General features: G+C 62.2%; 21 protein-coding genes and 1 tRNA gene. 5 read left to right on the top strand and 17 right to left on the bottom strand.

All coding sequences use genetic code 11. The features are described from left to right. Positions 1 to 240: 240 nt before the first annotated feature. From AC0L2H_RS20070 to AC0L2H_RS20020, 11 genes are all read right to left on the bottom strand, one after another. Positions 241 to 1,083: a hypothetical protein gene (locus AC0L2H_RS20070; protein WP_133117168.1), complete on the bottom strand. Its 843-nt coding sequence runs from the start codon at positions 1,081 to 1,083 to the stop codon at positions 241 to 243. 62 nt (positions 1,084 to 1,145) lie between these two features. Then, complete coding sequence (locus tag AC0L2H_RS20065; RefSeq protein WP_473591825.1) at positions 1,146 to 1,328, bottom strand: hypothetical protein; 183 nt, start codon at positions 1,326 to 1,328, stop codon at positions 1,146 to 1,148. Between the two features lie 23 nt (positions 1,329 to 1,351). After that, positions 1,352 to 2,572 carry a gluzincin family metallopeptidase gene (locus AC0L2H_RS20060; RefSeq protein ID WP_473591824.1) on the bottom strand — a complete coding sequence of 407 codons (1,221 nt, stop codon included), beginning with the start codon at positions 2,570 to 2,572 and terminating at the stop codon, positions 1,352 to 1,354. Between the two features lie 221 nt (positions 2,573 to 2,793). Then, on the bottom strand, positions 2,794 to 4,128 hold the full coding sequence (locus tag AC0L2H_RS20055) for a TfuA-like protein (RefSeq protein WP_473591823.1): 1,335 nt from the start codon (positions 4,126 to 4,128) through the stop codon (positions 2,794 to 2,796). Continuing rightward, on the bottom strand, positions 4,125 to 5,345 hold the full coding sequence (locus AC0L2H_RS20050; RefSeq protein WP_473591822.1) for a YcaO-like family protein: 1,221 nt from the start codon (positions 5,343 to 5,345) through the stop codon (positions 4,125 to 4,127). The genes AC0L2H_RS20055 and AC0L2H_RS20050 overlap by 4 nt, the downstream gene beginning before the upstream one ends. A 167-nt stretch (positions 5,346 to 5,512) precedes the next feature. Then, positions 5,513 to 5,589, bottom strand: a tRNA-Pro gene (locus AC0L2H_RS20045). Positions 5,590 to 5,697: 108 nt separating this feature from the next. Next, on the bottom strand, positions 5,698 to 6,282 hold the full coding sequence (locus AC0L2H_RS20040; RefSeq protein WP_473591911.1) for a glutamine amidotransferase-related protein: 585 nt from the start codon (positions 6,280 to 6,282) through the stop codon (positions 5,698 to 5,700). 499 nt (positions 6,283 to 6,781) lie between these two features. Beyond that, entirely contained in the window at positions 6,782 to 8,110 is a 1,329-nt protein-coding gene (locus AC0L2H_RS20035) for an O-antigen ligase family protein (RefSeq protein WP_473591910.1), read from the bottom strand. Further along, entirely contained in the window at positions 8,106 to 9,641 is a 1,536-nt protein-coding gene (locus tag AC0L2H_RS20030) for an undecaprenyl-phosphate glucose phosphotransferase (RefSeq protein ID WP_473591821.1), read from the bottom strand. Before AC0L2H_RS20030 ends, AC0L2H_RS20035 begins: the two co-directional genes overlap by 5 nt. A gap of 95 nt (positions 9,642 to 9,736) precedes the next feature. Further along, positions 9,737 to 10,873: a glycosyltransferase family 4 protein gene (locus AC0L2H_RS20025; RefSeq protein WP_473591820.1), complete on the bottom strand. Its 1,137-nt coding sequence runs from the start codon at positions 10,871 to 10,873 to the stop codon at positions 9,737 to 9,739. Between the two features lie 10 nt (positions 10,874 to 10,883). Then, on the bottom strand, positions 10,884 to 11,447 hold the full coding sequence (locus tag AC0L2H_RS20020; protein WP_006332663.1) for a polysaccharide biosynthesis/export family protein: 564 nt from the start codon (positions 11,445 to 11,447) through the stop codon (positions 10,884 to 10,886). Positions 11,448 to 11,747: 300 nt separating this feature from the next. On the opposite strand from AC0L2H_RS20020, the gene AC0L2H_RS20015 reads away from it, so the two are divergent. Continuing rightward, on the top strand, positions 11,748 to 13,979 hold the full coding sequence (locus tag AC0L2H_RS20015; protein ID WP_473591819.1) for a GumC family protein: 2,232 nt from the start codon (positions 11,748 to 11,750) through the stop codon (positions 13,977 to 13,979). A 152-nt stretch (positions 13,980 to 14,131) separates the two neighbouring features. On the opposite strand, the gene AC0L2H_RS20010 is transcribed toward AC0L2H_RS20015, so the two are convergent. Next, positions 14,132 to 15,361, bottom strand: coding sequence for a GNAT family N-acetyltransferase (locus tag AC0L2H_RS20010; RefSeq protein ID WP_473591818.1), 1,230 nt, complete (start codon positions 15,359 to 15,361; stop codon positions 14,132 to 14,134). A 90-nt stretch (positions 15,362 to 15,451) separates the two neighbouring features. On the opposite strand from AC0L2H_RS20010, the gene AC0L2H_RS20005 reads away from it, so the two are divergent. After that, positions 15,452 to 16,510, top strand: a complete 1,059-nt coding sequence (locus AC0L2H_RS20005; protein ID WP_473591817.1) for a polysaccharide deacetylase family protein — start codon at positions 15,452 to 15,454, stop codon at positions 16,508 to 16,510. A 3-nt stretch (positions 16,511 to 16,513) separates the two neighbouring features. Here AC0L2H_RS20005 and AC0L2H_RS20000 read toward each other — a convergent pair whose 3' ends face one another. Further along, complete coding sequence (locus tag AC0L2H_RS20000) at positions 16,514 to 16,729, bottom strand: DUF2842 domain-containing protein (RefSeq protein WP_473591816.1); 216 nt, start codon at positions 16,727 to 16,729, stop codon at positions 16,514 to 16,516. 155 nt (positions 16,730 to 16,884) lie between these two features. Between AC0L2H_RS20000 and AC0L2H_RS19995 the strand changes: the two genes are divergently transcribed. Continuing rightward, positions 16,885 to 17,976, top strand: a complete 1,092-nt coding sequence (locus AC0L2H_RS19995) for a COX15/CtaA family protein (protein WP_473591815.1) — start codon at positions 16,885 to 16,887, stop codon at positions 17,974 to 17,976. Here the strand turns inward: AC0L2H_RS19995 and AC0L2H_RS19990 are convergent. The 3 genes from AC0L2H_RS19990 to speB are packed head-to-tail and all read right to left on the bottom strand — an operon-like array spanning position 17,966 to position 20,787. Further along, a complete protein-coding gene (locus AC0L2H_RS19990) occupies positions 17,966 to 18,811 on the bottom strand; it encodes an aminoglycoside phosphotransferase family protein (RefSeq protein ID WP_473591909.1) in 846 nt (281 codons plus the stop codon). The genes AC0L2H_RS19995 and AC0L2H_RS19990 overlap by 11 nt on opposite strands. 11 nt (positions 18,812 to 18,822) lie before the next feature. Continuing rightward, positions 18,823 to 19,755, bottom strand: a complete 933-nt coding sequence (gene argC / locus AC0L2H_RS19985) for an N-acetyl-gamma-glutamyl-phosphate reductase (RefSeq protein ID WP_473591814.1) — start codon at positions 19,753 to 19,755, stop codon at positions 18,823 to 18,825. Positions 19,756 to 19,785: 30 nt separating this feature from the next. Beyond that, complete coding sequence (gene speB, locus AC0L2H_RS19980) at positions 19,786 to 20,787, bottom strand: agmatinase (RefSeq protein ID WP_473591813.1); 1,002 nt, start codon at positions 20,785 to 20,787, stop codon at positions 19,786 to 19,788. Between the two features lie 357 nt (positions 20,788 to 21,144). Here speB and AC0L2H_RS19975 point away from each other — a divergent pair, with 357 nt between their 5' ends. Further along, complete coding sequence (locus AC0L2H_RS19975; protein ID WP_473591812.1) at positions 21,145 to 22,203, top strand: glycerophosphodiester phosphodiesterase family protein; 1,059 nt, start codon at positions 21,145 to 21,147, stop codon at positions 22,201 to 22,203. Between the two features lie 54 nt (positions 22,204 to 22,257). On the opposite strand, the gene AC0L2H_RS19970 is transcribed toward AC0L2H_RS19975, so the two are convergent. Next, entirely contained in the window at positions 22,258 to 23,130 is an 873-nt protein-coding gene (locus AC0L2H_RS19970) for an aldo/keto reductase family oxidoreductase (protein ID WP_473591811.1), read from the bottom strand. Between the two features lie 179 nt (positions 23,131 to 23,309). Between AC0L2H_RS19970 and AC0L2H_RS19965 the strand changes: the two genes are divergently transcribed. Then, a complete protein-coding gene (locus tag AC0L2H_RS19965; RefSeq protein WP_473591810.1) occupies positions 23,310 to 24,236 on the top strand; it encodes a LysR family transcriptional regulator in 927 nt (308 codons plus the stop codon). Positions 24,237 to 24,273 lie beyond the last annotated feature (37 nt).

The raw sequence follows: 24,273 nt of genomic DNA, 5'->3' as shown, positions 1-24,273 counted from the left end.
GCAAATCGCCAAGCAGTCCGCCGTATAGCACACGAGTACAGCCGACTGCAGCCGGGAAAGAAAGGCACATTACGATCAAAGGGAATAATTGCCGAGATCGAAAAAATTATAGTTCGCTCATGGAGCAATGCGTGCAGTCGTTCTTTACAGCGGCTCGGCACCGCATCGTCACAAAGCGACGCCAATCCTCGCCTTGGCGGGCAAACGTCAACCCGCCTCAGGGATGTGCTCCTTTTGGGGTCAGTCGCTGTTGCCGCCGCCGCGAGCGCTCATGCCGCGTGCACTCATTCCCCTTGCACTCATGCCGCGCGCGCTCATCCCCTTTGCACTCATCCCGCGCGCGCTCATGCCGGCAGCATCCATGCCACCCGGTCCACCGCCGAACATCGCCGCAAGCAGCACATCCTCGAACATGCCTGTCTCGACATCCATGCGCACTGTGTAGTCGGCCTTGTCGTAGGACCAGACGCGCAGACCATCGGCGAAGTCGAAGTCCGCTGCCGCGAGGCCTGTAAGTCCGGTCGGACTGGGCGAACGAGCAGGGCTGAACTTGCCGAGGTCCTCGGCGACAAGCTCCCCATCTCCATGCACAAGGAATATTACGGGCCTTGGAAGATCATAGTAGCTTCCTTCAAAGCTGAAGCCGTATATCCTTGCAAACCTGCCGTTTTCCAGCTGGTTTTCTAGCAATCTATTCTGCCCTGTTCGGTTTCCAGCGCCTTGGCGGCGCCCGATGAATTCGAACCCGTTCTCAAGCTTCATAAAATATCCGACGAAGCTGTCCCCGCCGGTCACCTGTATTACTGCACCGGCAGCCGTATCACCTTTGGTCCACGGAACGCCCGCAGCATTTACGGTATACACCTCGATCTGTTCCAACACCCGTTGTTTCCAAACAACGATTCTATCTCCAGCCACCACAGGTACGCCGTTTACGTCCTTATTATCTATCAATGCTGGTATATTTTCTGCTGATGCTACCTGCGCCACAATAGGATTCAGAAGTGGGTTCACCACCTGCAGATCAATTACAAAATGGCCAAATAGGTTTATACCCGACACGCTAAGAAGGCTTTCTACCATTGACATAATCCTCTGGTTTCGGATGAGTGTAATTAAGGTGTATTAAAATATATTTATTGCCATTAATCACCTTTTTTTGGCCTTTTTGATGATTCTGTAACCTCAAGCCCATGAGTCACGATGTATACACGGTCACTGTCACGCCATATTACACTTATTACCTTGCCTTTGTTTTCAGATATTTTATCAACGTGCGCCTGCAGCAGCTCAACGCTGTCCATGATTTCTGTTACGACGTATTGCATCAGACATTCCTCCTCTATCTCTCTCAAAGAGCGCCGACCCTGTTTCGCGCTCCCCTATGTCTCGCAATACGCCGATGCCTTGCACAACACGCGTCCTGACGTGCCGGCACGAATACCCTCGGCAAACCGAAGTGGCTTTTCGGCCCAAACGGCTTGATCTTGGGGCCCGCACTCACAAAGCCGATCGCCCGGCGTTTGAGGTTGACGTCGATGATTGTGCGCCAGCGTCCGCCTGTCATCAGCTTGTCGACGGCGCGCAGCGTGTTCTCGACCTCGGCATAGCTCAGATCGTCCGGCGAAAGCCGGCGCCAGGTTTCGGCGAGAAGCATGCCGAGCTCGTCGCGCGAGGCGACCAGTGCCTCGCGAAACTCCCGCGGCGACGCGGCATAAGCTTCGTCGAACATCGGTTGGATGACATGGAAATAGTCAGGGCTGTCCTCCAGCCTGTCCGACAGGTCTTCCTGGTCTTGGCCAATCAGCCCGCGCGCGACGAGCTCCTCGTGGAAGAGGTCGACGAAAATGTCGAACATCGCACCGGTCAGCGGCTGGGCGAGAGCGTGCTCGTCGCGCCAGCCTTGCACGAAATCCAGCATCGACAGCGGGTTGGCGGCGAGCCTGATCTGGCTGTTGCCGGATAGTTCGGCGATGCGGTTGACGAGATTGCGCGTATAGAGATTGCCGTGGCTGGCCTCCAACAACTCGTCAATGACGGAATCGAAATGCAGGGCCGCGACAAGAGCAGTCAGGTCGGCTGCGGATTCGTGAAAGCCGTAATACTCCGCGCCGACCGTCCCGGGATCGGGTACGCCGATGACGGAATAGATGATGCAGTGGCCGACCTCATGGGCGACAACGTCGAAGTTGAGGCTGAACGGCTCAACCTGGCCATCCGCCGTCTCGTGGATGCCGACCTCCAGAAAGCCGTAACCCATGAAGGCGTTTTCGTGCAGATTACGCTGTATCACCAGTTCCAGGCGGTCGAGGTCGCGCTGGAAATGCCAGGCGATGGGATGGCCGAAATATTTCTCCCAGACGTCCAGCGTGAAGCGCACCGAGCCGAACAGATGCGCGGCCTCGAACTCTGGATCTTCCGGCGCGATATGGTCAAAATGCCCATCGGCATCGGGAAACGCAGGCGGAAAGACGTCGCCGGGCCATGGCGGCAGCAGATAGAGCGCGTCGCCGCGCAAATTTTCCGCCAGGCCGTAGGCAAGCGCCTTGCCAATGGGATCAACGACATACATGCGCTCGTCACCCGGGCCAGGCCCGACCGACCCCGCCGGTGACGACACAATCACGATTTCCGGATGACGAAAAGGCTCCAGGAACGGCGCTTGGGCGAACAGCCGGAAGCGCGTCCCATTCTCGAATACAGAGCCTTGCCCCTCAAATGCCACGCTTGTCCTCGCATATGGACAGAGACATGCACGTCACACTGGCTGCAATATCGTTGGCGAATGCGCTTTCAAGTTAGCCCGTTTTCGTCAGTCAGGCCAGAGTCATCGAACGCATCGCGGCCGGCCGTGAACGTATAGTCATGAGCCAGCAGGTCATAGAACTTGTCGACGCCGGGCAATCCGATGGAGGTGGCATAGTCGGCAATGTCTCGAGGAACGGGTCGGCCGAGCTGTGTCTCGAAATACCAGGCTGCCAGCAGGGCACGGGGCATCGGCGCCGAAGACGATGGCGAGGGACGCTGCCTGGCCAGGGCGCTCTTGCGATAGCCGGTGTAAAGATCGAGTTCGCGCAACCGGTCGAGCATGCCTTGATGCAGCTCGGCATCGTGGTCTCGCGCCAGCGTCTCGACGGCTGCATCATCCTCGATCTTGCGCTCCAGCCCCGCAAGATCCGTTCCGTTCTCGCGCACCCAGTCGATTACGTCCGTTTGCCGCATAAGCCCGCGCCGCGAGCGGAACTCGCCCATCGCCCTCCTGATCGCGTCGCGATCGGCCGCCGCGTCCGTATCGTCACGGACGAGCAGGCGAAGCAACGCATCGCGGCGCACCTGCCGATACGCGCCGCGCAGCCGGAGCTCATCGAGGATGGCATCCTCTTCAGCAGTGACTTCGCCGCCGATCCACGCAGTTTCACGTCGCCAGGGCGCATTGTGCCAGCTCTCCGTCCACTCGAAATGGAAGTCGGGAGGTGCCTGCGTGGCGCCACCACGGACAAAGGCATCCATCTCCTTGAGAAGTTCCAACCCGTCCTCGCGCTTCCTGTCGACCTTTCCGGTTCGCAGCCAGGCAGCCAGCTTCTCCGCCGTTCGCGGATCGCCGACATCCGCCAGCACGTCAGGCCAGGTTCTATGCTGATAGAACCGCGCCTTGGACGAAGCTGCCAGGCGCGCACCTGTTGGCATGTCGATAATTCCTTGTGCGACCGCTTTCTCGAGCGTCGCGCGGATGTTGACCATCGGCTCGCTCAGGCGGATGTACCCGGCCTCAGGCGGGCCATGGATAAGCGCGACCTCGTCATCGTCGGTGAGTTCGCCGTCGCGATATGCTTCGAAAATGCGCCCGACGCCGCGCATGCCGAACGAATGCAACTCTGCGGCGCGGAGTGCGCCCATGCTGGACGCACCGAATACGGCGATCCCGCGCGTCAAGGCCCAAAGTATCTCCTTGTGCAAGACCGCCGGCTGACCATCGAAGTAGCCGTCGATGACGCCGATCGCTCCGGGGCTGCCGCGCGTGGCGGCATAAAGGTCTCCCTGGCGCACGGGGGGGCGGAATTCAAATCCGCTGTATGGCGCAATGTCTTGCGCGCTGAGGCTCGGACCGCAAAAGACGACTGGGTTCATTCTCCCTCATCCGACATTCGGTGAGCTCGCTCGCCCGGCACATAGTGGTCATGATCGTCCGGGCCTTCGAGGCCAGGTATCACAACGCGAACGACAGGCAGGCCGATATCCTCCTTGGCCAGATCGACGGTGATGACCTCGTTTACGCCTGCCGCCTGCAACCTTTCGATCAGCCAGGTCACATTCTGCGCAATCCCCACATTCGGAGCACCTTGTGTGGCCCTGCCGGCGGAGGCAATTCGCCTCGTGCCGGCGCGCTCGGCCAGCAATCTCTCGGAGCGCCGGCGTCGGTTCTTTCGATAGGTTTCCGAATATTCCTCGGCGGTCAGATCGTCTCGTGCCGCCGATACATAGGTCGTTCGCACCTGCGCGGCCTCGATGAGTGCCTTCAGCAAGGCGGTCTCCGGCACCGGGTGCGCTGCCGCGCCTATGCCGTAGTGGCTGTTTCGGTCCCGGCGATCAGCGATCAGACAGAAAAAGGCCGGCACGCCAACGTCGGAGGTCGTTTCCCAGGCCGCAACGTCGAAGTCCGCGCTTTCGAGCTTCTTCAACACATCGCGGCACGGGCCGTCCGGCGCGCTGCCGAGATCGACACTGGTGCGCCGGCGGCGAGCGGACGACATCTGGTTCCACAGGGCAGTCGCGTCGCGTTCGATGACCTCGCAAATCCCATGATGGATCGCTTCATCGAATGTGTTCCCGGAAGCGAGTCCGTTGCTGCTGCAGTCAAAGAAGCCGCTTCCGGGAGGCGGGGGGACGGTGAAGTTCGCCCGCACCGACTCGAACGGCAGCCAGCGCGCCTCACCGGAGATCATGTCCCGGCCTTCAATCCATAGCATCACGATATCCCTGGTAAATGGCCTGCCGGTGATGCGCGGCAGCCTCCCAATCTCGGCGAACCGGTGCGAATGAGAGAGTTCAGTCATGCTGCCGAGCTTCAGAGGGCGCTCGATGTGTTCCGCGTGGTAAAGTTCCACCGATTCCATCAGCCCGGAAGCCGTGGCCGAATCCAGGTCGATGCCCTTGCCTTGCGACACCGCCAGGGAACGGGCGTTGGGGCGACACACCATCACCACCGGAATGCCTATGCGATCAAGCCCGGTCACATTGGCGACCCTGGTGATCCCCATCCGCGCCCAGTGCGGGCGCACCCGGGCAATCACGCTGCGAGCGCCGTCCGCGCGATAAGAGGTTCCCGGCAACGCGCCACTCGCCAACGACACCAACTCCTGGACCCCGAGAGATCGCGTGACCTTAGCGATTTCCGCCGGCCCGCAACAGGGCAGGTCTCGGCTCAGGGGCGTAGCCGTGGAAGCAGGGTCCGAAACAGCGAAGCGCCGCCGCAAGGGGCGCTCAAAGCGTGTTGGGGATTTCAAGGACTTAATGGTCGGAGTGGCCGGATTCGAACCGACGACCCCTTGACCCCCAGTCAAGTGCGCTACCGGGCTGCGCTACACTCCGGACCGCGCAAAGCCATATATATTCGAGGGTTGCGGCGCAAGCGCTAAAACGACGCCCTCGCGGAGGTTCGAGGATCGCGTTGCGGACGCGCCTTGGCGCGAAGCCGCCTCAATCGAAAAGCCTGGATACAAAGCCGCTGAACCAGGCGCTCTGTGCCTGGTGGTGGGCTTCCATCAACAGGTCCTGCTCCGCTCTCTCCTGCACACCCAAATCGCCGTAAGGGGCATCTTGCCTCGCCTGCCAGCGACGAAAGCCCGCCGGACCCTGCTCGGCATGAAACTGCAGCGCAAAGGTCGTCTCGCCGACCCGAAAGGCCTGGTTCGCGAACGCCTCGCTCGACGCCAAATGCACGGCATCGGCTGGCAAGCCGAAGGTGTGCCAATGATTTTGCGGCAGGAACAGCGGTCGGTCGAGAAAGTCTCCGGCCTGTGCCGTCGGTGTGATCGCATAGTAGCCGAATTCCTTCACGCCGCTTGCCACCGGCCCGACATGCGCGCCCAGATGCCAGGCGATTTGCTGGGCGCCCTGGCAAATGCCGAGCAGGGGCAGGCCTTCTTCGAGGCAGTGCCCGATCAGCCGGGATTCGTCGTTGAGGAACGGATGCCTGTCGGTGTCGAACACGCTGAACGGGCCGCCATAGATAACCGCGCCATCAATCCCGCCGAGATCGATCGGTTCACCCTTGAAGGGCATCACAGTGGAAATTTCGTGACGGCTCGCAGACAGCGTCGTCTGGACCCCATCGTCCGCTGGATCCTCATTGTGCCTCACCAGCAATATACGCTTCATCGAGGTATCTTTCACTGCACGGCCACAAACTCAGGGCCGAGTCTATGAGCGCCTATCGTGAGGGTCAACACATCGGCCGGCATCGGACTGGCGCATTTTCCGCGCCGGCCGCTTAGCGGGACGGCTCTGTATATTAGGTACGACTGATACAAATTCTTAATTTCCTATCGCTAAGCGTGGTCCATTGTCGGATAGATGGGCGAGCTTTGGGCGACGAATTTGAATTTGGCAGAGATCGGAAGCGGTCGAGAAAAGTCAAACGCCATCCGCTCAACTTCCTCTTCGACCCGCTCTATCCGGTCATCATTGTCACGGCCTGTCTTGCAGCGGGTTTTTGGTATTTCGATAATCCAATCCTCCGACTGATCTTAAGTGATGTAAGGCATTTAGTCGGAAAATGGGTTCACTGAGAGCCAAGGTCGAGGTGGCGACTTACCGTCACATCTCGAATTGCAGAACTCTGATTTCCCTCCAAACGTCCATCACGCCCTGGCCACCCCGGCGCCAGCCGCAACTGCCGCTGATGGGCGTATTCCAGCGCAATCGCGCCCCAGATCAGCCCGATCAGCAGATAGACATGGCGCCAGTGGTCGATGTCGATGAAGGTGCCGAGCCCGATATTGCCGATGAAGGCGACATAGGCGCACAGGAGATAGGGTTGCCACGGCCTATCGCGCAGCAGGATGCGGAAGCCGGCAGCGATGGTCCACAAGGTCAGCGCCAGGAACGACACGAAGCCGAGCCAGCCATAGTCCATCAGCATCTTCAGCCAGATGTTATGCGTGTCCTCGCCGAAGATCGTGCCGAAGACGAGCGGTCCGATGCCGAGCGGATGTTCCAGCGCCATCTGGAAACCGATCGCGTAGCGGGCGAAGCGGCCGAGGCGGGCGGTGTCATAGCTCTGTTCCAATTGGGCGCGGCTGGAAAACATTTCCGAGACGCCCGGAAGCTGCAGGATGACGAGCATCGCGATGACCAGCAGCGCAATGGCCGCGATGGTCATGACGACGATGCGCAGCCGGAACTTGCCGCTGGCGCTCTGCAGGAACAGGGAGCCGGTGAGCAGGATCACCGAAACGCCGAACATGCCCCAGGCGCCGCGCGAAAACGAGAAAAAGATGCCAGCCGTGATGACCAGCAGCGGCACCGCCAGCAGCGGCATGCGTGAGACCGGTCCGGTCAGCAGGAGATAGAGCAGGTAAATGCCGGGCAGCACCAGGAACGGCCCGAACACGTTCGGGTCCTGAAAAGCGCCGGCAGCGCGGTCGTATTTGGTGAAGATCTCCGCGCCCGGGAAGGCATGGAAATAGCCTGCAATGCCAAGCAAGGCTGTCAGCACCGCCGAGACCACATAGGCAAGGAAGATCAGCCGGTAGAGGCTGGGCCGGACCGCTGTCACCGAGGCAAAGAACACCGCGGTGAAGGCAAGGAACAGGGAAACGGCGAGATAGAGCGGCGTGCTGGCGAGGTCCGACATCTGCGTCATCGAGATCATGCCGCCGATGTTCATGATCACCAGCAACACCGTGAGCGGCGCCGCCGCGCGCGATATGCGCAGGCCGAACAAGGCCCACACGACCATCAGTCCGGCCATATAGAGGTCGTAGGGCGCCGGCTCGGCAATGACGAAGCCGGACAGGAGGACACCGAGAAAAACCGCGCCGGACGAAATCAGCGCGATCAGCTTGGCGTTGACCGCGGCCGGCGGCAGTTCATGGGTGACGGCGCTAATAGGCGTTTTCCGTGTTGAGCAGCCGCACCGGCGTCAGGAACAGGATCCTCAGGTCGAACAGCATTGACCAGTTCTCGATATAATAGAGGTCGTATTCCGTGCGCATGCGGATCTTCTCATTGGTGTCCATCTCGCCGCGCCAGCCATTGATCTGCGCCCAGCCGGTCACGCCGGGCTTGACCTTGTGGCGGGCGAAATAGCCGTCGACCACTTCATTGTAGAGAAGGTTGTGCGACTGGGCGGCAATGGCATGCGGGCGCGGGCCGACCAGCGACAGCGAACCGAAAAGCGAATTGAAGAACTGCGGCAACTCGTCGATCGAGGTCTTGCGGATGAATCGGCCGACGCGGGTCACGCGTGGATCGTTCTTGGTCACCGTCTGCTTGGCCGTCGGGTCCGCTCTGTCCGTGTACATCGAGCGGAACTTGTAGACTTCGATGATCTCGTTGTTGAAGCCATGCCGCTTCTGGCGGAACAGCACCGGCCCCTTGCTGTCGAGCTTGATGGCGATCGCGGTCGCCAGCATCACCGGCGAGAACACGACGATGCCGATGGCCGAGAAGACGATGTCGAAGGCGCGCTTGGCGACCGAATCCCAGTCGTTGATAGGTTTGTCGAAAATGTCGAGCATCGGCACGGAGCCGATGTAGGAGTAGGCGCGCGGGCGAAACTGCAGTGCGTTCGAATGCGCGGAGAGCCGGATATCGACCGGCAGCACCCAGAGCTTCTTCAACAATTGCAGGACACGCGATTCGGCGGTGAGCGGCAGCGACACGATCAGCATGTCGATGCGGGCGATGCGGGCGAACTCGATCAGTTCGGAAATGGTGCCGAGCTTGGGGTAGCCGGCGACGATGGGCGGCGAGCGCTTGTCGCCGCGGTCGTCGAAGATCCCGCAGATGCGGATGTCGTTGTAGGGCTGCCTTTCGACGGAGCGGATCAGGGCTTCCGCCGTCTTGCCGCCGCCGACGATGACGGCGCGGCGCTCCATGCGCCCGTCGCGCGCCCAGCGCCGGATCAGCTTCGACATCACCAGCCTGAGACCGAAGATCAGCACGAAACCGATGACGAACCAGGTGCCGAAAAACAGGCGTGAATAGTCTTCCGACATCTTCATGACGAATGCGGTCAGCGCCATCAGGGCGAAGGTGCCGGCCCAGACCAGCAGCAGACGGCCGAAATTGGCGAGCGGCCGCATCAGCGAGACGATCTGGTAGCAGTCCGTGACATCGAACAGCACCACGGCCAGCAGCGAGGCGGCGGCGATGGTCAGCGGATACTGCCAGGCGAGATAGGTGAAGAAGCCGACATAGTGGAAATAGACGCACAGGCCCGACAGGAACAGGAGCGCGAATTCGACCATGCGCAGGACGCCGCTGACCATGATCGGCGACATCGTATCGCGCCTGTATTGCGAAGCGACCTGGCGGGCGACGTCATTCATCCCGCCAGGCGTATGCCGACCGGCCGGGCTTTCGAGTTTGCGCACCGCGTCTATCGAAAAGCGGCGCGCTGGATCGATCTCGTTCATGGGATATCCGCTAGCTTCGCCTCAGGTGAATAGCAAAAGAGAGCTAAGAAACCCTTGAAACAACAGGTGGCTTTGGAGCGGTCTGCGGATCAGAATCAATGCCGGCGCCCGAGCGCGGCGAAATAGGCCGTTTCGATCTCGGCGGCCATGACATCGGCGCCGAAGCGCGCCTTGAGGTCGACGATATCGGGCATCAGGCGCCGGTAGACCTTGGGGTCGGCCAGCGCCTCGCTCACCCTGTCGCCAAGTTCGCGCGCATCGGGCTGGATCAGGGCAGGGGAACCGGCGCCGAAGATTTCCGGTATGCCGCCGACGGCGGTGGCGATCATCGATTTGCCGGCCGCCAGCGTCTCCAGCACGATATAGGGCATGGCTTCCGCCCGCGAGGGGACGACAACCAACTCGGCCAGCGCAAAGGCGGACCTGGCCGGCATCGGCGGCAGGAAGCGCACATGGCCGTCGAGGCCGAGCCGCGTCACCTGCGCGTGATAACGTGGCAGGTCGTCGCCGTCGCCGACCATCACCGCCTTCAACGGCCGGCCAAGCCGTGCTCCGGCAAGAACCAGGGCGTCGATGAAGATGTCCGGCCCCTTGAGGTCGCGCATCATGCCGATATAGAGGAGGTCGGCCGCATTCCGCCCGGTGCGCACCGGCTCGAACTCGGCGGCGCGCAGGCCGTTATAGACCAGCCTGTTCGGAATGGGCGGCTCGCCGACCTTCCTGCGGTAGGTCCGCCTTTCATAGTCCGAGACAAACAGAAGACAGTCGGTAAAGCGCGCCATGAACCGTTCCAGCGCGAAGAACAGTTTTCCCGTGCCGGTGGTCTCGTCATAGTGGAGAGAGCCGCCATGCGGCGAATAAAAGCGGGCTACGCGAGACCTTGATACCCGCAACAATGAGCCGAACAGACGGGTATAGGCGCCACCCTTGGCGCCGTGCCCGTGCAGCACGTCCGGCCGCAATTCCTTGATAATCCCGAAGGTGCGCCACGCCGACGCGAGGTCGCCCGGTCCGACATGCCGCTGCATCGGTGTGCGATGGATGCCCAGCGCCAGGCTGTCCTTCATGTTTTCGAACAGATGTTCCTCGAAATCGCCGCCTGTCGTCGAATCGCAGACGATGCCGACGGAATGACCGGCAGCGACCTGCGCCTCGGTCAGGTCGCGCACATGCCGGAAAATCCCTCCGACGGGTGAGCGAAAGCAGTGGACGATCCTGAGTGTGTCCGCCACGTCGTTGGTTCTAGAACAGGCGTTCGCGAACGTAGACTGTATCGCCGGGCAGAAGCGGATCGGAGGTTACCACGCGTCCGGTTATCACCTTGCCGTTGATGTCGCGGGTGATATCGACGCTTTCCTGGTTGGCGCGCGGTGTGAAGCCGCCTGCAATGGCAACCGCCTTCTGCACCGTCAGGCCTGGAACGTAGGAATACTGGCCGGCCGCGCCCACTTCACCCATGACGAAGATCGGCCGGTAACGGTCGATCTCGACCGAAACATCGGGGTCGCGCAGATAACCCTGGCGCAGCTTGTCGGCGATCGCGCCTTCAAGCTGCTGGGCGGTGTGGCCGCGTGCCGGCACGGCGCCGACGAGCGGCAATGAAACGTAGCCGGACTGGTCGACATTATAGGTGTTGGTCAATCCATCCTGCTCGAACACTGTGACGCGGACGCGGTCGCCGGCGCCAAGGCGATAGGGCTGGTCGAGCATCTTGTGGAAAGCCGCTGGCGTCGGCCGGTAGCTGGAGCAACCGGCCAGCATCGACACGGCAAGCAGCGCACGGAAGAGGGAAGCAGTGCTTTTCATGACCGGACACGTACCTTCAATGGCCCGCGACTACGGGGCAAACCTTAACGATCGAGGTCCGTTATCATCCTGTTAGGGTTAATGGGCGGTAAAGGCGTGCGGCCGATAGGGCGGCAAATCGACAAAGCGGGATCGGGTTCACGGCTTTGTTTGCCACCGGCCGGCAAAGCCTAACAGGTGCTTACCCCGATCTTAACGGCTGAGTTACCATAGTTGTTTACGGTGCGTGCTGACCAATGCTGTCGCGCGAAAGTGAATCGGCTCAAACGCGGCGCACTCTAAGTATCGGAGTAGGGATGCATGTCCGTTCAGTCCGCGGCCGCAGATGTCGACGTCGACCTCAGGCAGCTCTTCGCAAGCCTTGCGAGGAACTGGCTGCGTATTCTTGTCGTTGCGCTTCTGGTAACCGGCCTGGCTTACGCGCTCGCCTGGCTCGCCACGCCGCACTACAAGGCCGAGACGCAGATCAAGATCGAAACAGGCGAATCCGTATATACTCGGCCAAATAATACCAACGACAACGACAAGCCGATTCTCGATGAGGAAGGGATCGCCACCGAGGTCCAGGTCGTCTCCTCAAGCGACATCCTCAACCAGGTGGCCTTGAAGCTCAACCTGGCGCGGCTGCCTGAATTCGACGACGCGGCCAACATGTCGGCGCTGAGCAAATTTCTCGTCATTGCCGGTCTGAAGAGCGATCCGGAAGAAATCCCGGTGGAAGAGCGCGTGCTGAAAAAGATGCGCGAGAAGCTCAATGTCTACAGCGTTGAAAAAACGCGCATAATCGCCATCGAGTTTTCCTCGGAAGATGCCAAGCTTGCCGCGGCCATCCCGAATGCGATCGCCGAAGCCTACATCGCCAGCCAGGGGAGTGCGAAAATCAAATCGAACTCCGCCGCCACCGCCTTTCTGGGGCCGGAAATCGCCGATCTGCAGCAGAAGGTGAAGGATGCCGAGGCCAAGGTTGCCGCCTACCGGGCGCAGTCCGATCTTCTGATTGGCGGCAACAATTCGGTTCTGGCCACGCAGCAGCTTTCCGAACTGTCGAGCGAACTGTCGCGGGTACGCGCCAACCGCGCCTCGGCGGAGGCGACGGCCGAAAGCGTGCGCAACGCCTTGCAGGGCGGCGGTTCGCTGGATGCGGTGCCCGAGGTCTTGTCTTCGGAGTTGATACAGCGTCTGCGCGAGCGGCAGGTCGAGCTCAAGGCCAATATCGCCGATCTCTCCACCACCTTGCTCGACAATCATCCGCGCATCCGGGCGCTTAGGTCGCAGCTTGCCGATCTCGATCGCCAGATCCGCAACGAAGCGGAAAAGATCATGAAAGGGCTGATGACGCAGGCGCAGACCGCGCAGGCACGCGAAAAACAGCTCGTCGCTGATGTCAATACACTGAAGGCCGCATCGGCACGCGCCGGCGAAGAGCAGGTCGAACTTGATGCCTTGCAGCGGGACGCGACTGCCCGACGCCAGCAGCTCGAATCGTACCAGGCCAACTACCTGGCGGCGGCGTCGCGCAACGATCGCAACTACCTGCCTGTCGATGCGCGCGTGGTTTCCCTTGCTCAGGTACCGTCCGAGCCTTATTTCCCGAAGATCCTGCCGATCGTCGGCGCGGCCTTCGTCGGCTCGTTGTTGCTCATGGCGATCGTGACGCTTCTCAAGGAGTTGTTTTCGGGCCGCGCCATGCGGCCGGCCGCCGGTGCCCGTTTCGAACGGATCGAGCAGGTCGCCATGCCGGTTGTCCACCAGGAGCCAACGGCTGTCCGCCAGGAGCCCCTGCGACAGGAGTCCACGGCTGCCGAAATCCCCATGGCTGGCGAAACAGAGGAGGCGTGGGATTATGCCGCTGAGGCCGAAGCCGAGCCGGATACGGTTTCTGCGGCGGAAGCTGCTGCCGAATACGAGCCTGCCGAACCGCCGCGCGCCACGCTCGGCGAGGTCGACATCGACAGTGCTGCGGAGAAACTGATCTCGACTGGTGCCGCGCGTGCCATATTCGTCTCGCCGGAAGGTGACGAAGCCGCCGCCTCGGCGGTGCTGGTCGCACGCGAAGTCTCCGACGCTGGCCTGCGTGTGCTCCTGCTCGATCTCACCGCTTCGGGCGCCGCCTCGCGGCCGATGCTGGAGAGCGGGCTGTTCCCGGGCATCACCAATCTGCTCGCCTCCGAAGCGCAATTCAGTGATGTGATCCATCCGGATCTTTATTCCGACTGCCACGTCATCCCCGTCGGCACCGCAGATCCGGTCCGCGCCATGCGCGCCGCCGACCGTCTGCCAATCATCATGCAGTCGCTGACCACCGCCTACGATCTCGTCGTGGTCGAATGCGGCCCCGCCGACGCGCAAGGCATCAGCCGGCTGGTGGGCGAGGGCACCGAAGTCTTCCTCTCCATGCTGGAGCCGGACGACGAGGTGACGCAGGCCGCGGTCAGCCTGATAGAGAGCGGCTATCCCGACCTGACGCTGGTGACGCCGGTCGGCCACGTGACGCCGGGCACGCCGGTGCCGGGACGGCGCTCTGCCGCCTGAGACCATCGATAATTCTACTCCGGCGGCCATCTGGCGCGGTTTTCTGCGCTTCCGGTGCTCACGGACTCAACGTCCGCTGCGCGCCGGTTCTCGAAAACCACACCAGCTGACTCGCCGGAGCGAATTCTCGAAGGTCTCAGGTTCCAGCGGCGTCAGTTGTCGTATTCGTTGGCGACAGGGACGGTCTGTCCGACAGTCTTGCGGCGCAACCTCTTGGTCAGTTTCCATACCGTCGGGCTGTTCTTGATGAAGCTCTTCAGCCGCGCACCTTGCCGCAGTTCAAGCGCCAGCGCGCGGCCCTTCAGCGTCAAGGGAAACAACACCTCGAAATGCTGTGTCTCGATATCGCACCACAGCCGCTTGTAAGGTTCGTCGCCGACCGAAAAATCATAGATTTCGAAGCCTGTTTCACAGGCCTCCTCGATATTGTCGAAGAACAGGAAGTCGCCGGGGCTGGTGTGGGCAAGGTCGTCCTCGGCGATCGCCCCGAACTCGCAGATCAGGCGCTTGCCCGAGCGGCTCGACCCGGTGACGGCACGAAGCTTGCCGGCGACTTCGAGCCCATGCAGAACGAAGGACGGTTTCTCCTCGGCAAGCGCTCCGATGAACAGCGCGCGGAAGAAAGCGCGAACCTCAGGTTCACCGAAGACATTGGCGACACCGATCTTGCGGAAGCGGAATTCCTTCATCTCGAAGAAGGCGTCGAGCAGCCTGTTCACCTCCTCCGGTGTCTTGGCCTCGATGCGGCGGTGGCTGCCGACGGCCTCGAACTTGCGCATCTGCGAGCGGTGCTTCTTGCGCCTGCGCTTGCCGCTCGCGCGCGACAGCAGTGCATCGAAACCTCCCGCCAGATCGGCGGCGAGCGACAGATTGGGGCTCGGAAAATGCGGAAAGGATGCGAGTGGATTGGCAATGCCGTTCAGGTCCGGCAGCAGGCGTTCCAGCGCGACGAGGTCGATGTCCGGCCGCGCCTTGGCAATCGCCCTCAGCACCGATCGGATCGCCTCACCATCCGCATTGGCCAGCCAATGCGGATCGGCGGCGGAAAAATTGCCGTTGGCATGGCGTCCGCCCACGAACCGGGCGACGCGGAACGGTCCGCGGCGAGTGACTTCCAGCGCCAGCGCAAAAACCGGCCGGTCTCCGATGCTCAGCGTCGCCACGAGAACGTCCGCCCCGGTCTCGGCAGCCCAATTCAGGATCCAGGCCGCGCTCTGCGCCGGTGCAAACAGGGCCGAACGGCAGAACTTGGCATAGGCCGCAAGTGCAGCGCCGTCGGCGGCCGAAACGGACAGGTTGATTGCGTCGATTGGCAGCGCACGCGGCGACGCCTCGCTGGCCGCAAGCCGATTGCCGTCAAATGACGCGGTGGCGTCAACCATACCTCAATCCTTGGGGCGTATTCATCGCGTTTTGGGGTACGCGCAGGCGCATTCCGTGCTTGGATGAGCCTAGACGCAAAAGGTGAATGAATGATCGACGGGGGCGAGGCAATTCGGAAACTGGCGCTCAACGTCGCGCGCTATAGTGGCCTTGCCCCGCTGGCGAAGCCCTTTGTCGGCGGCATCGGCGCCATTTTGATGCTGCACCGGGTTACCGCCACGCCGGAAAAGCCGAATGGCGTCAACCGGCATCTCAACATAGCGCCCGAGTTTCTGGACGCCGTCGTTGCCGATATGAAGGCGAATGGCTACACCTTCGTCGCCATGGACGAGGCGATCGAGCGCATCAAGTCTGGCGGCAAGGGCGGCCAGTTCGCGGCGATCACCGCCGACGACGCCTATCGCGACAACATGACCGAGGCGCTCCCGGTGCTGGAAAAGCACGGCGCGCCGATCACCATCTATGTCGCGCCGGGGTTGATCGACGGTGCCGCCGACCTGTGGTGGGAAGTGATCGAGGACATCATCAACGCGCGCGATCGCTTGACCCTGACAACCCCTGATGGACCGGTGACGATCGACTGCTCGACGCCGGACAAGAAACTCCAGGCCAATGTGCGTCTGCACGCCCATCTGACGCTGGAGGTCCGCGAGGAGGATCAAGGCAAGGTGCTGCGGGAACTGGCCCGGTCGAACGGTATCGAATTGGAAGTATTGCGCTCAAGCACGCTGATGAACTGGGACGAGATCCGCGCTATCGCCGCGCATCCGCTGGTGACGATCGGCGCGCACACCATCCACCATCGCAATCTGAAGCGACTTTCCGAAGTCGATGCGCGCCACGAGGTCGACGACGTCAGGCGCATATTGCAAGCGGAACTCGGCGAGCAGCCGCGCCATCTTGCTTATCCCTACGGCTACGCCGCCGCCGTTGGCGGCCGCGAAGTTGGTTTTGCCCGCGACGCAGGCTATGCCTCGGCGGTGACGACGCGCCACGGCGTGCTGCGCGCCGAACATTCAGGCTTCCTGCATGCCTTGCCGCGCATTTCGGTCAACGGCCGTTACCAGAGCGTCGCCCATATCCGCACGATGCTGTCGGGCGTGACGACGCCGCTCGCCAATGCCGGCAAGATGGTTGTCACCATCTAGCGCTCAGCCTTTCGGCGGCGGCTCCAGGATCAGCCATTTGATGATGCCCATTGCCGGCAGCACCCAGAGCAGTCCGCTGAACAAGAAAAACAGGAAATGGACCACCGGTCCCGATTCCGACAATTGGGCTACCGCGAAGATCGACGCGACCAAGGCATAGACGATGACCAGCGCCACCAGCAGGACGGTTCCAATCAGCTTTTTCAGGCGAATGGGCATTGGCTCGGCCTCTTTTCAAGCGCCTCGAATAAGCCCTGAGACAGGGGCGCGCAACCCGAGACAAGCGGCGCGACGGCGTGCCGCGCTGTCTGGTCTTGCCAGCCGGGTTGCGATGGTTCACCAATCCGCCACTTCAACCTGCCTGGACGAGCCCCATGGCTGCCATATCAACTGATTCGCCTTACATGGCCCGCGACCGCGACCTGCACAACCGGGCGGTGCTGCGCGGCTGGCTCTATGTCGTGCTTCTGGTGCTGTTTGCGCTGGTGCTGGTCGGCGGCGCCACAAGGCTCACCGAGTCCGGTCTGTCGATCACCGAATGGCAGCCGATCCATGGCGTCATCCCGCCGCTCAACGACGCCGAATGGCAGGAGGAATTCCAGCGCTACCAGCAGATCCCGCAATATGCCGAACTCAACAAGGGCATGAGCCTTGAAGCGTTCAAATCGATCTTCTGGTGGGAATGGGTGCACCGCATCCTTGCGCGCAGTGTGGGTGTCGTGTTCGCCCTGCCGCTTCTGTTCTTCTGGGCGACGCGCCGCATCGAGCGCGGCCTCGGCCCAAAGCTCGTGGGCATCTTGCTTCTCGGCGGCCTGCAGGGGGCGATCGGCTGGTGGATGGTGGCGTCCGGGCTGGTCGACCGGGTCTCCGTCAGCCAGTACCGGCTGGCGACCCACCTGACGCTTGCGGCGCTGATCTTCGCCGCGACCATAGTCGTCGCACGTGGATTGGCTCCGCACTCCGAACCCGCGGCCGACCGCTCGACGCAGCGTCTGGCCGGTGTCCTGGTGCTTCTGGCACTGGTGCAGATCTATCTCGGCGGGCTCGTCGCCGGGCTCGATGCCGGGCTTTCCTACAACACCTGGCCGCTGATGGACGGCAAGCTCATCCCTGGTGATCTGCTGCTCCTCGAACCGGCATGGCGCAATTTTTTCGAGAATCCCAAGACGGTGCAATTCGTTCACCGTCTCGGCGCCTATGCGGTTTTCGTCGTGGCGCTGTGGCACATGATCGCGACGCATCGCCGCCGGCCCAAGACAACCCATGCCCGCCGTGCCACGCTTCTCTTCCTGCTGGTGCTGGTTCAGGCTACGATCGGCATCGGCACGCTGGTGATGCATGTGCCGCTGCACATGGCCCTGACCCATCAGGGTTTCGCGCTTGTCCTGCTCGGCTTTGCCGCCGCTCATTGGCGAGGCACCAAAGGCGCCTATCCACTGCCCAACGAGATCGCGGTCAGAGGCTGATTCGAACGCCTCGGATTGCCGTGGCAATGGCCAATTCACGGTTCTCCTCGGTCTCGTTGCCATCTTCATGGTGCCATGCGGCCGACAGGCAGCCATAGGCGATGGCGTGGTCGAGAATGGCGCGGGGCGTCTGGCCGAGCGTGGTGGCGAAGATCTCGGCCATGTGCGAGATTCGCTGTTGATCAAGACAGAGATCGTCGCGGCCGAGCGGATTGTAGAACATGTTCGCCGCGTCGAAGCCGGGATCGCCGAGAACGCCTTTCGGGTCGATCGCCAGCCAGCCGCGTGGTCCGTGCATGATGTTGTCGTGGTGCAGGTCGCCATGCAGCGGCCTGACCTCATGCGGATTGGCCAGCAGCCGCTGGGCGAGCGCCGCACCTTCGACATAGAGGCTGTTCCGGCCGTCGTCGCGATCGATCCTGGCCTTCTTGAACAGGCTGGCGAAGCGTTCCCTGAGTGGCTGAAGGTCTGGCGGGGCAGGATGCCTTGACGGCGTGAACAGCCTTGCCATCACCTCGGCGGCGATCGCTGTGGCGGCGTTGTCGCCCTGCTCATCCAGCACACGCGACAAAAGGGTTTCGCCGGCATATTCGAGCAGCATGTTGTGGCCATCGCGACCGAGCAGCCGCACCGCGCCTTCGCCGCGCCGCCAGGTGAGAAAATGCTCGCCGCGCAACTCGTCGGCGACGTCGTCGAACGGTTTCAGTGCCTTGACGATCGCCGGCGAACCGTCGGCGCGAACGACCTTCCAGATACGGCTGGAAAAGGTCTCGGCGATCAGCTCCGCGCCGCCGGCGAGCTTCCAGTGGCGCGGGAAGTTCGGCGGCAGACTCAATGCTTCTGGAGTCAATGTTTAAGGCCGAGCATCAAATCCATGTTCTGCACCGCGGCGCCCGAAGCGCCCTTGCCGAGATTGTCATAGACGGCCAGCAGCAGCGCCTGCGCTCTGTTGTCATTGCCGAAGACATAGACCTTCATCCGGTTGGTGCCGTTATAGGCTTCCGGATCGATCTCCGGCACGCGCTCCAGATGCGCGTAGGGCGCCACTTCGACCACACCGCCCTCGATGCCCGAGAAGTGATCGGCGATTGCCGCGTGTAGCTCGGCGCCGGTCGGCACACGGTCGAGTCCACCGAGTTGCAACGGCACCACCGTGATCATGCCTTGCGCGAAATTGCCGACCGCCGGCTGCATGATCGGATCGTGCGAGAGCTTCGCGTAAGTCCGGAGCTCCGGCACATGCTTGTGCTGCAGGGTCAGCCCATAGGGCATGAATTCAGATGCATCCTCGCCCTTGGCGACATAATCCTCGATCATCGGGCGGCCACCGCCGGAATAGCCCGAAATGCCGTTAACGGTGACCGGGAAATCCGGTGGCAACAGCCCGGCCGTCACCAGCGGCCGCAGCGTCGCGATCGGTCCTTGTGGCCAGCAGCCCGGATTGGCGACGCGCCTCGCGCTGGCGATTTTTTTCGCCTGGTCCCTGTCCATTTCGGCGAAACCATACTCCCACCCCTCGGCGACGCGATGCGCTGTCGAGGCGTCGATCACCTTGGTGGTGTCGTTGGCGATCAGCGAAACGCTCTCTTTCGCCGCATCGTCCGGCAGGCACAGGATCGCGACGTCGGCGGCGTTGAGGAATTCAGCCCGGGCTGCCGTTTCCTTGCGGCGCTCGGTCGGGATCGAGATGATCTCCAGGTCGCCACGCTCGGCAAGCAGCGCCCGGATCTGCAGACCGGTTGTGCCATGCTCGCCGTCGATGAAGATTTTCGGTTTCATTGCCTGATCAAAATCCCTGATATTTCAAAGCTATATGCCTTGTCCGTGATTCACTGCAACAGGATTGCCATTGTTCATCTCTTCAAGCCGGGCCTTTCGTTCCGCCAGCAGCCCGAGATACTGCATGGCCACCGTCGAGCCGGCGATTGCCGTTATATCGGCGTGATCATAGGCCGGCGCAACCTCCACGACATCGGCGCCGACGATGTCGATCTGGGTGAGCTGGCGCAGCACCGACAGGATCTTGGCCGAGGACGGACCGCCGGCGACCGGCGTGCCGGTGCCAGGCGCGAAGGCTGGATCGAGGCAATCGATATCGAAAGTGAGGTAGGTCTTCTTGCCGCCGGTGCGATCGACGATGGCATAGGCGATGTCGGATGCGCGCATCTCCTCGACTTCGTGGCCGTAGAGAATCTTGATGCCGAACGTGTCGGGCGCGTGGGTGCGGATGCCGATCTGGATCGAGCGGTCGGGGTCGATGATGCCCTCCTTGACTGCACGGCCGACGAAGGAGCCGTGATCGATACGCTTGCCGTCGTCCGGCCAGGTGTCCTGGTGGGCGTCGAATTGCACCAGCGCCAGCGGCCCGTGGATGGCGGCGTGCGCCTTGAGCAGCGGCCAGGTGACGAAGTGGTCGCCGCCCAGCGACAGCAGGAAGGCGCCGGATTTCAGAATCTTTGCCGCCTCGCGCTCGATCGTGCCGGGCGTCTTCTGGTGATTGCCGCTGTCGAGCAGGCAATCGCCGTAGTCGACCACCGCCAGATGTTCGAACAAATCGCGCGAAAACGGATATTGCGGATCATTGTCGAGGATGGTCGAGGCGCGGCGGATCGCCTGCGGCCCGAAACGCGCGCCAGGCCGATTGGTGACGGCGGCGTCGAAGGGGATGCCCCACACCACCGCGTCCGCGCCCTTCACGTCCTTCGTATATTTGCGCCGCATGAACGACAGCGCGCCGGCATAGGTCGGCTCGAAGGATGCGCCCGTCTTCGAGCGGGCAGTGAAGGCGTGGTCGATGTTTTGGTTCGCCATTACGGATCCTCGGTTTGTCGGGCTGCCACAACTATAGAACCGGCGCGCATCACGCCAGTCACAGCTTGGCGAGACGAGATGGCGCTCTGCAAATGCCCTGGCAAAGCAGGATTCGTAGCGCAATGAGGCAGACCGCTTTAGTCCTATCGATGTCTCGTTCGGTGAGTTGCTGACGTGGTTTCAGCATGATTCCATTGCAGCGGCGCGACAGGCGCCATGCGGTGCGGGCGAGCCACGTCGACGAGAGTGCATCCGCAAATTTTGCGCAGCCGCTCAAAGGCCTGTAGCCGGCTTCGTTCACCTGCCTGTCACGCGCATCGCCTAACCGGGTTGCGATCCGGAACGGAGCGATTCTCGATGCGGGCTATTTGGCAAGGCCTCCTGTTTTCCGCCGCGCTGGCCGCCTCCCTTGGCCAGGCCTCGGCCGGCGAAAGCCATGCCAGGCAGATTCTCGATCGCTTCGAGCACGCCAACCAGTGGCGCGACCATGTGATGGTGGCCGCGCATCGCGCCGGCAGCATGCAGGCCGGCAAGACGCTTTACCCGGAAAACTCGCTCGCGGCCGTCGAGGGCTCGATCGCCATGAGCGCCGAGATCGTCGAAGTCGACATCAGGCGCTCGAAGGACGGCGAATTCGTCGTCATGCATGACAGCTGGCTCGACCGCACGACGACCTGCAAGGGCGAGGTGGTAGACTATACGCTGGCGGAACTCAGGAAATGCCGGCTGGTTGTCGAAGGCACCGGCGCCGTGTCCGGCGAAACGGTCTCGACGCTGCGCGAGATGCTGACAGCGACCAGGGACCGGATCCTCATCAATCTCGACAACAAGCTCGATGTCCAGGCTCTGCCGGGCATGATCGCTGTCGCCCGCGATCTCGGCATGGCCGAGCAGGTGATCGTCAAGGAGAACCTGTGGAATGCCGATCGGATTGCCACGGTCAAGGCCACCATGGAGGCCATCGGCGGCGGTTTCCAGTTTATGCCGATCATCGCCGACGATGCCGTGCATGACGCTGCCTTCGCGGAGGGGGTCGGCAAGGCCTTTTCACCTGGCGCGATCGAGCTGATAAACTGGCGGGCGGGCAGCGAGACGCTGACCGAGACCGGCGGGCCGTTGTTCAGCACCCGCATGCGGGCCGTCTCGGTGCGCGGCGGCTGGCACATCTGGGCCAACACCTATGCCATCGTCAACAAGCCGGGCGGTTTCCTCGCCGGCGGCCGCGGCGACGAACTGGCGGTACTGGCCAGCCTGCCTGCCGAAACCTGGGGTTTCTGGGCCGAGCGTGGCGCCACCATCATCCAGACCGACGAACCGAAGGCGGCCATCGCTTGGCTGGCCGCGCACGGCTATCGCGTGCCTTATGCCGACGAGGCGCGGCCGGCCGAGCCGGCGAACACGGCAAGCATCAACTAACCGCGGCGCGGTCAAGCTACCGATCTCCCCCCCAAGGAAGGAGATCGGCTAGTCTCAAGCCGCCATCGCCACGCCGTCCAGCTCCTTGACGACATCGTCCGACAGTTCCAACTCCGCCGCCGCCAGGTTCTCCCTGAGATGCGCGACAGACGAGGTGCCGGGGATCAAAAGTATGTTGGGCGCACGCTGCAGCAGCCAGGCCAGCGCGACCTGCATGGGTGTGGCACCGAGGCGCGCCGCGACACTGGACAAGGTCGACGATTGCAGCGGGCTGAAGCCGCCGAGCGGAAAGAACGGCACATAGGCGATGCCGTCGCGGGCTAGCTCGTCGATCAGTCGGTCGTCATCCCTATGCGCCAGATTGTACTGGTTCTGCACGCAGACGATTTCGACCATTCGCCGTGCTTCTTTTATCTGCGCGGCGGTGGCATTGCTCAGCCCGATGTGACGCACCAGGCCTTTTTGCTGCAGCCCCGCCAGCGCCGCGACCTGTTCTTCGATCGACCCTTCTGCGGGTTCATGCACATCGAATATGATCCTGAGGTTGACCACGTCCAGCACGTCGAGCCCGAGATTGCGCAGATTGTCGTGCACGGCCTGGGTCAGCTCTTCGGGAGAGAAGGCCGGGAGCCACGCCGCATCGGCACTGCGGCGGGCGCCGACCTTGGTGACGATGGTGAGGTCGTCGGAATAGGGCGCGAGCGCTTCGCGGATGATCTGGTTGGTGACGTGCGGGCCGTAGAAGTCGCTGGTGTCGATGTGGTTCACGCCGCTTGCGACCGCCTCGCGCAACACAGCCAAGGCTGAGTCATGATCTTTGGGCGGGCCGAAAACGCCCGGCCCGGCGAGTTGCATGGCGCCATAGCCTAGCCGTTTTACGGAGCGGTCGCCGAGAGTGAATGTGCCTGACTTGTCGATGCTTGACATGGTCTGTCTCCTTCGAATGATGAGGCAGAAATAGCCGCTGTGCGCTGTCCTGATAATCCGCTATTATCTGCACGGGTTGTGCGGAGTAGCGAACAGTGAATGTCGAACAAGAGCATGATCCCGAAAAGTTGCAGACTTTTCGGACAAGATCATACGCAAAAACAGAAACTTAGAGCAGGATGACCGACTCAATTTCAATTCATCCTGCTCTAGGCGATCTGAATGCCTTCCTGGCGGTGGCGCGTGCTGGCGGTTTTCGCGAAGGCGCGCGTGCAAGCGGCGGCAGCGCATCGGGTCTGAGCGAGGCGGTGCGCCGGCTGGAGACTCAGCTCGGCGTCAGGCTGCTCAATCGCACGACACGCAGCGTCGCCTTGACCGATGCGGGTGCCGGGTTGCTGGCGCGGCTCGGGCCCGCTTTGAACGAGGTCGAGGCGGCACTTGACGTGGTGAACGGCTTTCGCGACCGGCCGGCAGGCACGCTGCGCCTCAATGTGCCGGTCAGCGCGGTGCGGCTGGTGCTGCCGGACATCGTTCCGCGGTTTCTCGCCACCTATCCCGGTATCCGGCTTGAGATCATCGCCGAGGAGAGTTTTGTTGACGTGCTGGCTGCCGGCTGCGACGCCGGCATCCGCTACGACGAGCGGCTGGAGCAGGATATGATCGCGGTGCCGATCGGACCTCGCGTACAGCGCTTCGCCACCGCCGCCAGCCCTGCCTATCTCGATCGCCATGGCCGGCCGCAACATCCGGGCGATCTGCTTGGCCATGCCTGCCTGCGCGGCCGCTTCGCCAGCAGTGCGATGCCGCCATGGGAATTCGAACGCGACGGCGAGGTGGTGCGCGTCGATCCGACGGGACCGCTTGTCGTGACCCTGGGCGGAGGGGCCGATCTTGCCGTCGACGCGGCCGTCGCCGGCACCGGCATCGTCAGTATTTTCGAGGACTGGCTTCGCCCTTACTTCGACAGCGGCGCGCTCGAGCCCGTCCTCGAACCCTGGTGGCAGAGCTTCTCCGGGCCGTTCCTCTATTATCCCGGCCGGCGCCTCGTGCCGGCGCCGTTGCGTGCATTCATCGACTTCATCAAGGCGCCAGCCAATCACACGTGAATGGTGGCTGCCAAAGAAAAAGGCCACCCGAAGGCGG

This window comes from Mesorhizobium sp. WSM4871 (assembly GCF_055811295.1).
This window is presented reverse-complemented; position numbering and strand designations above follow the sequence as displayed.

What these genes read in the sequence shown, in the direction of transcription:
- AC0L2H_RS20070 (WP_133117168.1), bottom strand. Translation starts at nt 1,083, where the DNA reads ATGGTAGAAAGCCTTCTTAGCGTGTCGGGTATAAACCTATTTGGCCAT.
- AC0L2H_RS20065 (WP_473591825.1), bottom strand. Translation starts at nt 1,328, where the DNA reads ATGCAATACGTCGTAACAGAAATCATGGACAGCGTTGAGCTGCTGCAG.
- AC0L2H_RS20060 (WP_473591824.1), bottom strand. Translation starts at nt 2,572, where the DNA reads ATGTATGTCGTTGATCCCATTGGCAAGGCGCTTGCCTACGGCCTGGCG.
- AC0L2H_RS20055 (WP_473591823.1), bottom strand. Translation starts at nt 4,128, where the DNA reads ATGAACCCAGTCGTCTTTTGCGGTCCGAGCCTCAGCGCGCAAGACATT.
- AC0L2H_RS20040 (WP_473591911.1), bottom strand. Translation starts at nt 6,282, where the DNA reads ATGCCCTTCAAGGGTGAACCGATCGATCTCGGCGGGATTGATGGCGCG.
- AC0L2H_RS20030 (WP_473591821.1), bottom strand. Translation starts at nt 9,641, where the DNA reads ATGAACGAGATCGATCCAGCGCGCCGCTTTTCGATAGACGCGGTGCGC.
- AC0L2H_RS20020 (WP_006332663.1), bottom strand. Translation starts at nt 11,447, where the DNA reads ATGAAAAGCACTGCTTCCCTCTTCCGTGCGCTGCTTGCCGTGTCGATG.
- AC0L2H_RS20015 (WP_473591819.1), top strand. Translation starts at nt 11,748, where the DNA reads ATGTCCGTTCAGTCCGCGGCCGCAGATGTCGACGTCGACCTCAGGCAG.
- AC0L2H_RS20010 (WP_473591818.1), bottom strand. Translation starts at nt 15,361, where the DNA reads ATGGTTGACGCCACCGCGTCATTTGACGGCAATCGGCTTGCGGCCAGC.
- AC0L2H_RS20005 (WP_473591817.1), top strand. Translation starts at nt 15,452, where the DNA reads ATGATCGACGGGGGCGAGGCAATTCGGAAACTGGCGCTCAACGTCGCG.
- AC0L2H_RS20000 (WP_473591816.1), bottom strand. Translation starts at nt 16,729, where the DNA reads ATGCCCATTCGCCTGAAAAAGCTGATTGGAACCGTCCTGCTGGTGGCG.
- AC0L2H_RS19995 (WP_473591815.1), top strand. Translation starts at nt 16,885, where the DNA reads ATGGCTGCCATATCAACTGATTCGCCTTACATGGCCCGCGACCGCGAC.
- argC (WP_473591814.1), bottom strand. Translation starts at nt 19,755, where the DNA reads ATGAAACCGAAAATCTTCATCGACGGCGAGCATGGCACAACCGGTCTG.
- speB (WP_473591813.1), bottom strand. Translation starts at nt 20,787, where the DNA reads ATGGCGAACCAAAACATCGACCACGCCTTCACTGCCCGCTCGAAGACG.
- AC0L2H_RS19975 (WP_473591812.1), top strand. Translation starts at nt 21,145, where the DNA reads ATGCGGGCTATTTGGCAAGGCCTCCTGTTTTCCGCCGCGCTGGCCGCC.
- AC0L2H_RS19970 (WP_473591811.1), bottom strand. Translation starts at nt 23,130, where the DNA reads ATGTCAAGCATCGACAAGTCAGGCACATTCACTCTCGGCGACCGCTCC.
- AC0L2H_RS19965 (WP_473591810.1), top strand. Translation starts at nt 23,310, where the DNA reads ATGACCGACTCAATTTCAATTCATCCTGCTCTAGGCGATCTGAATGCC.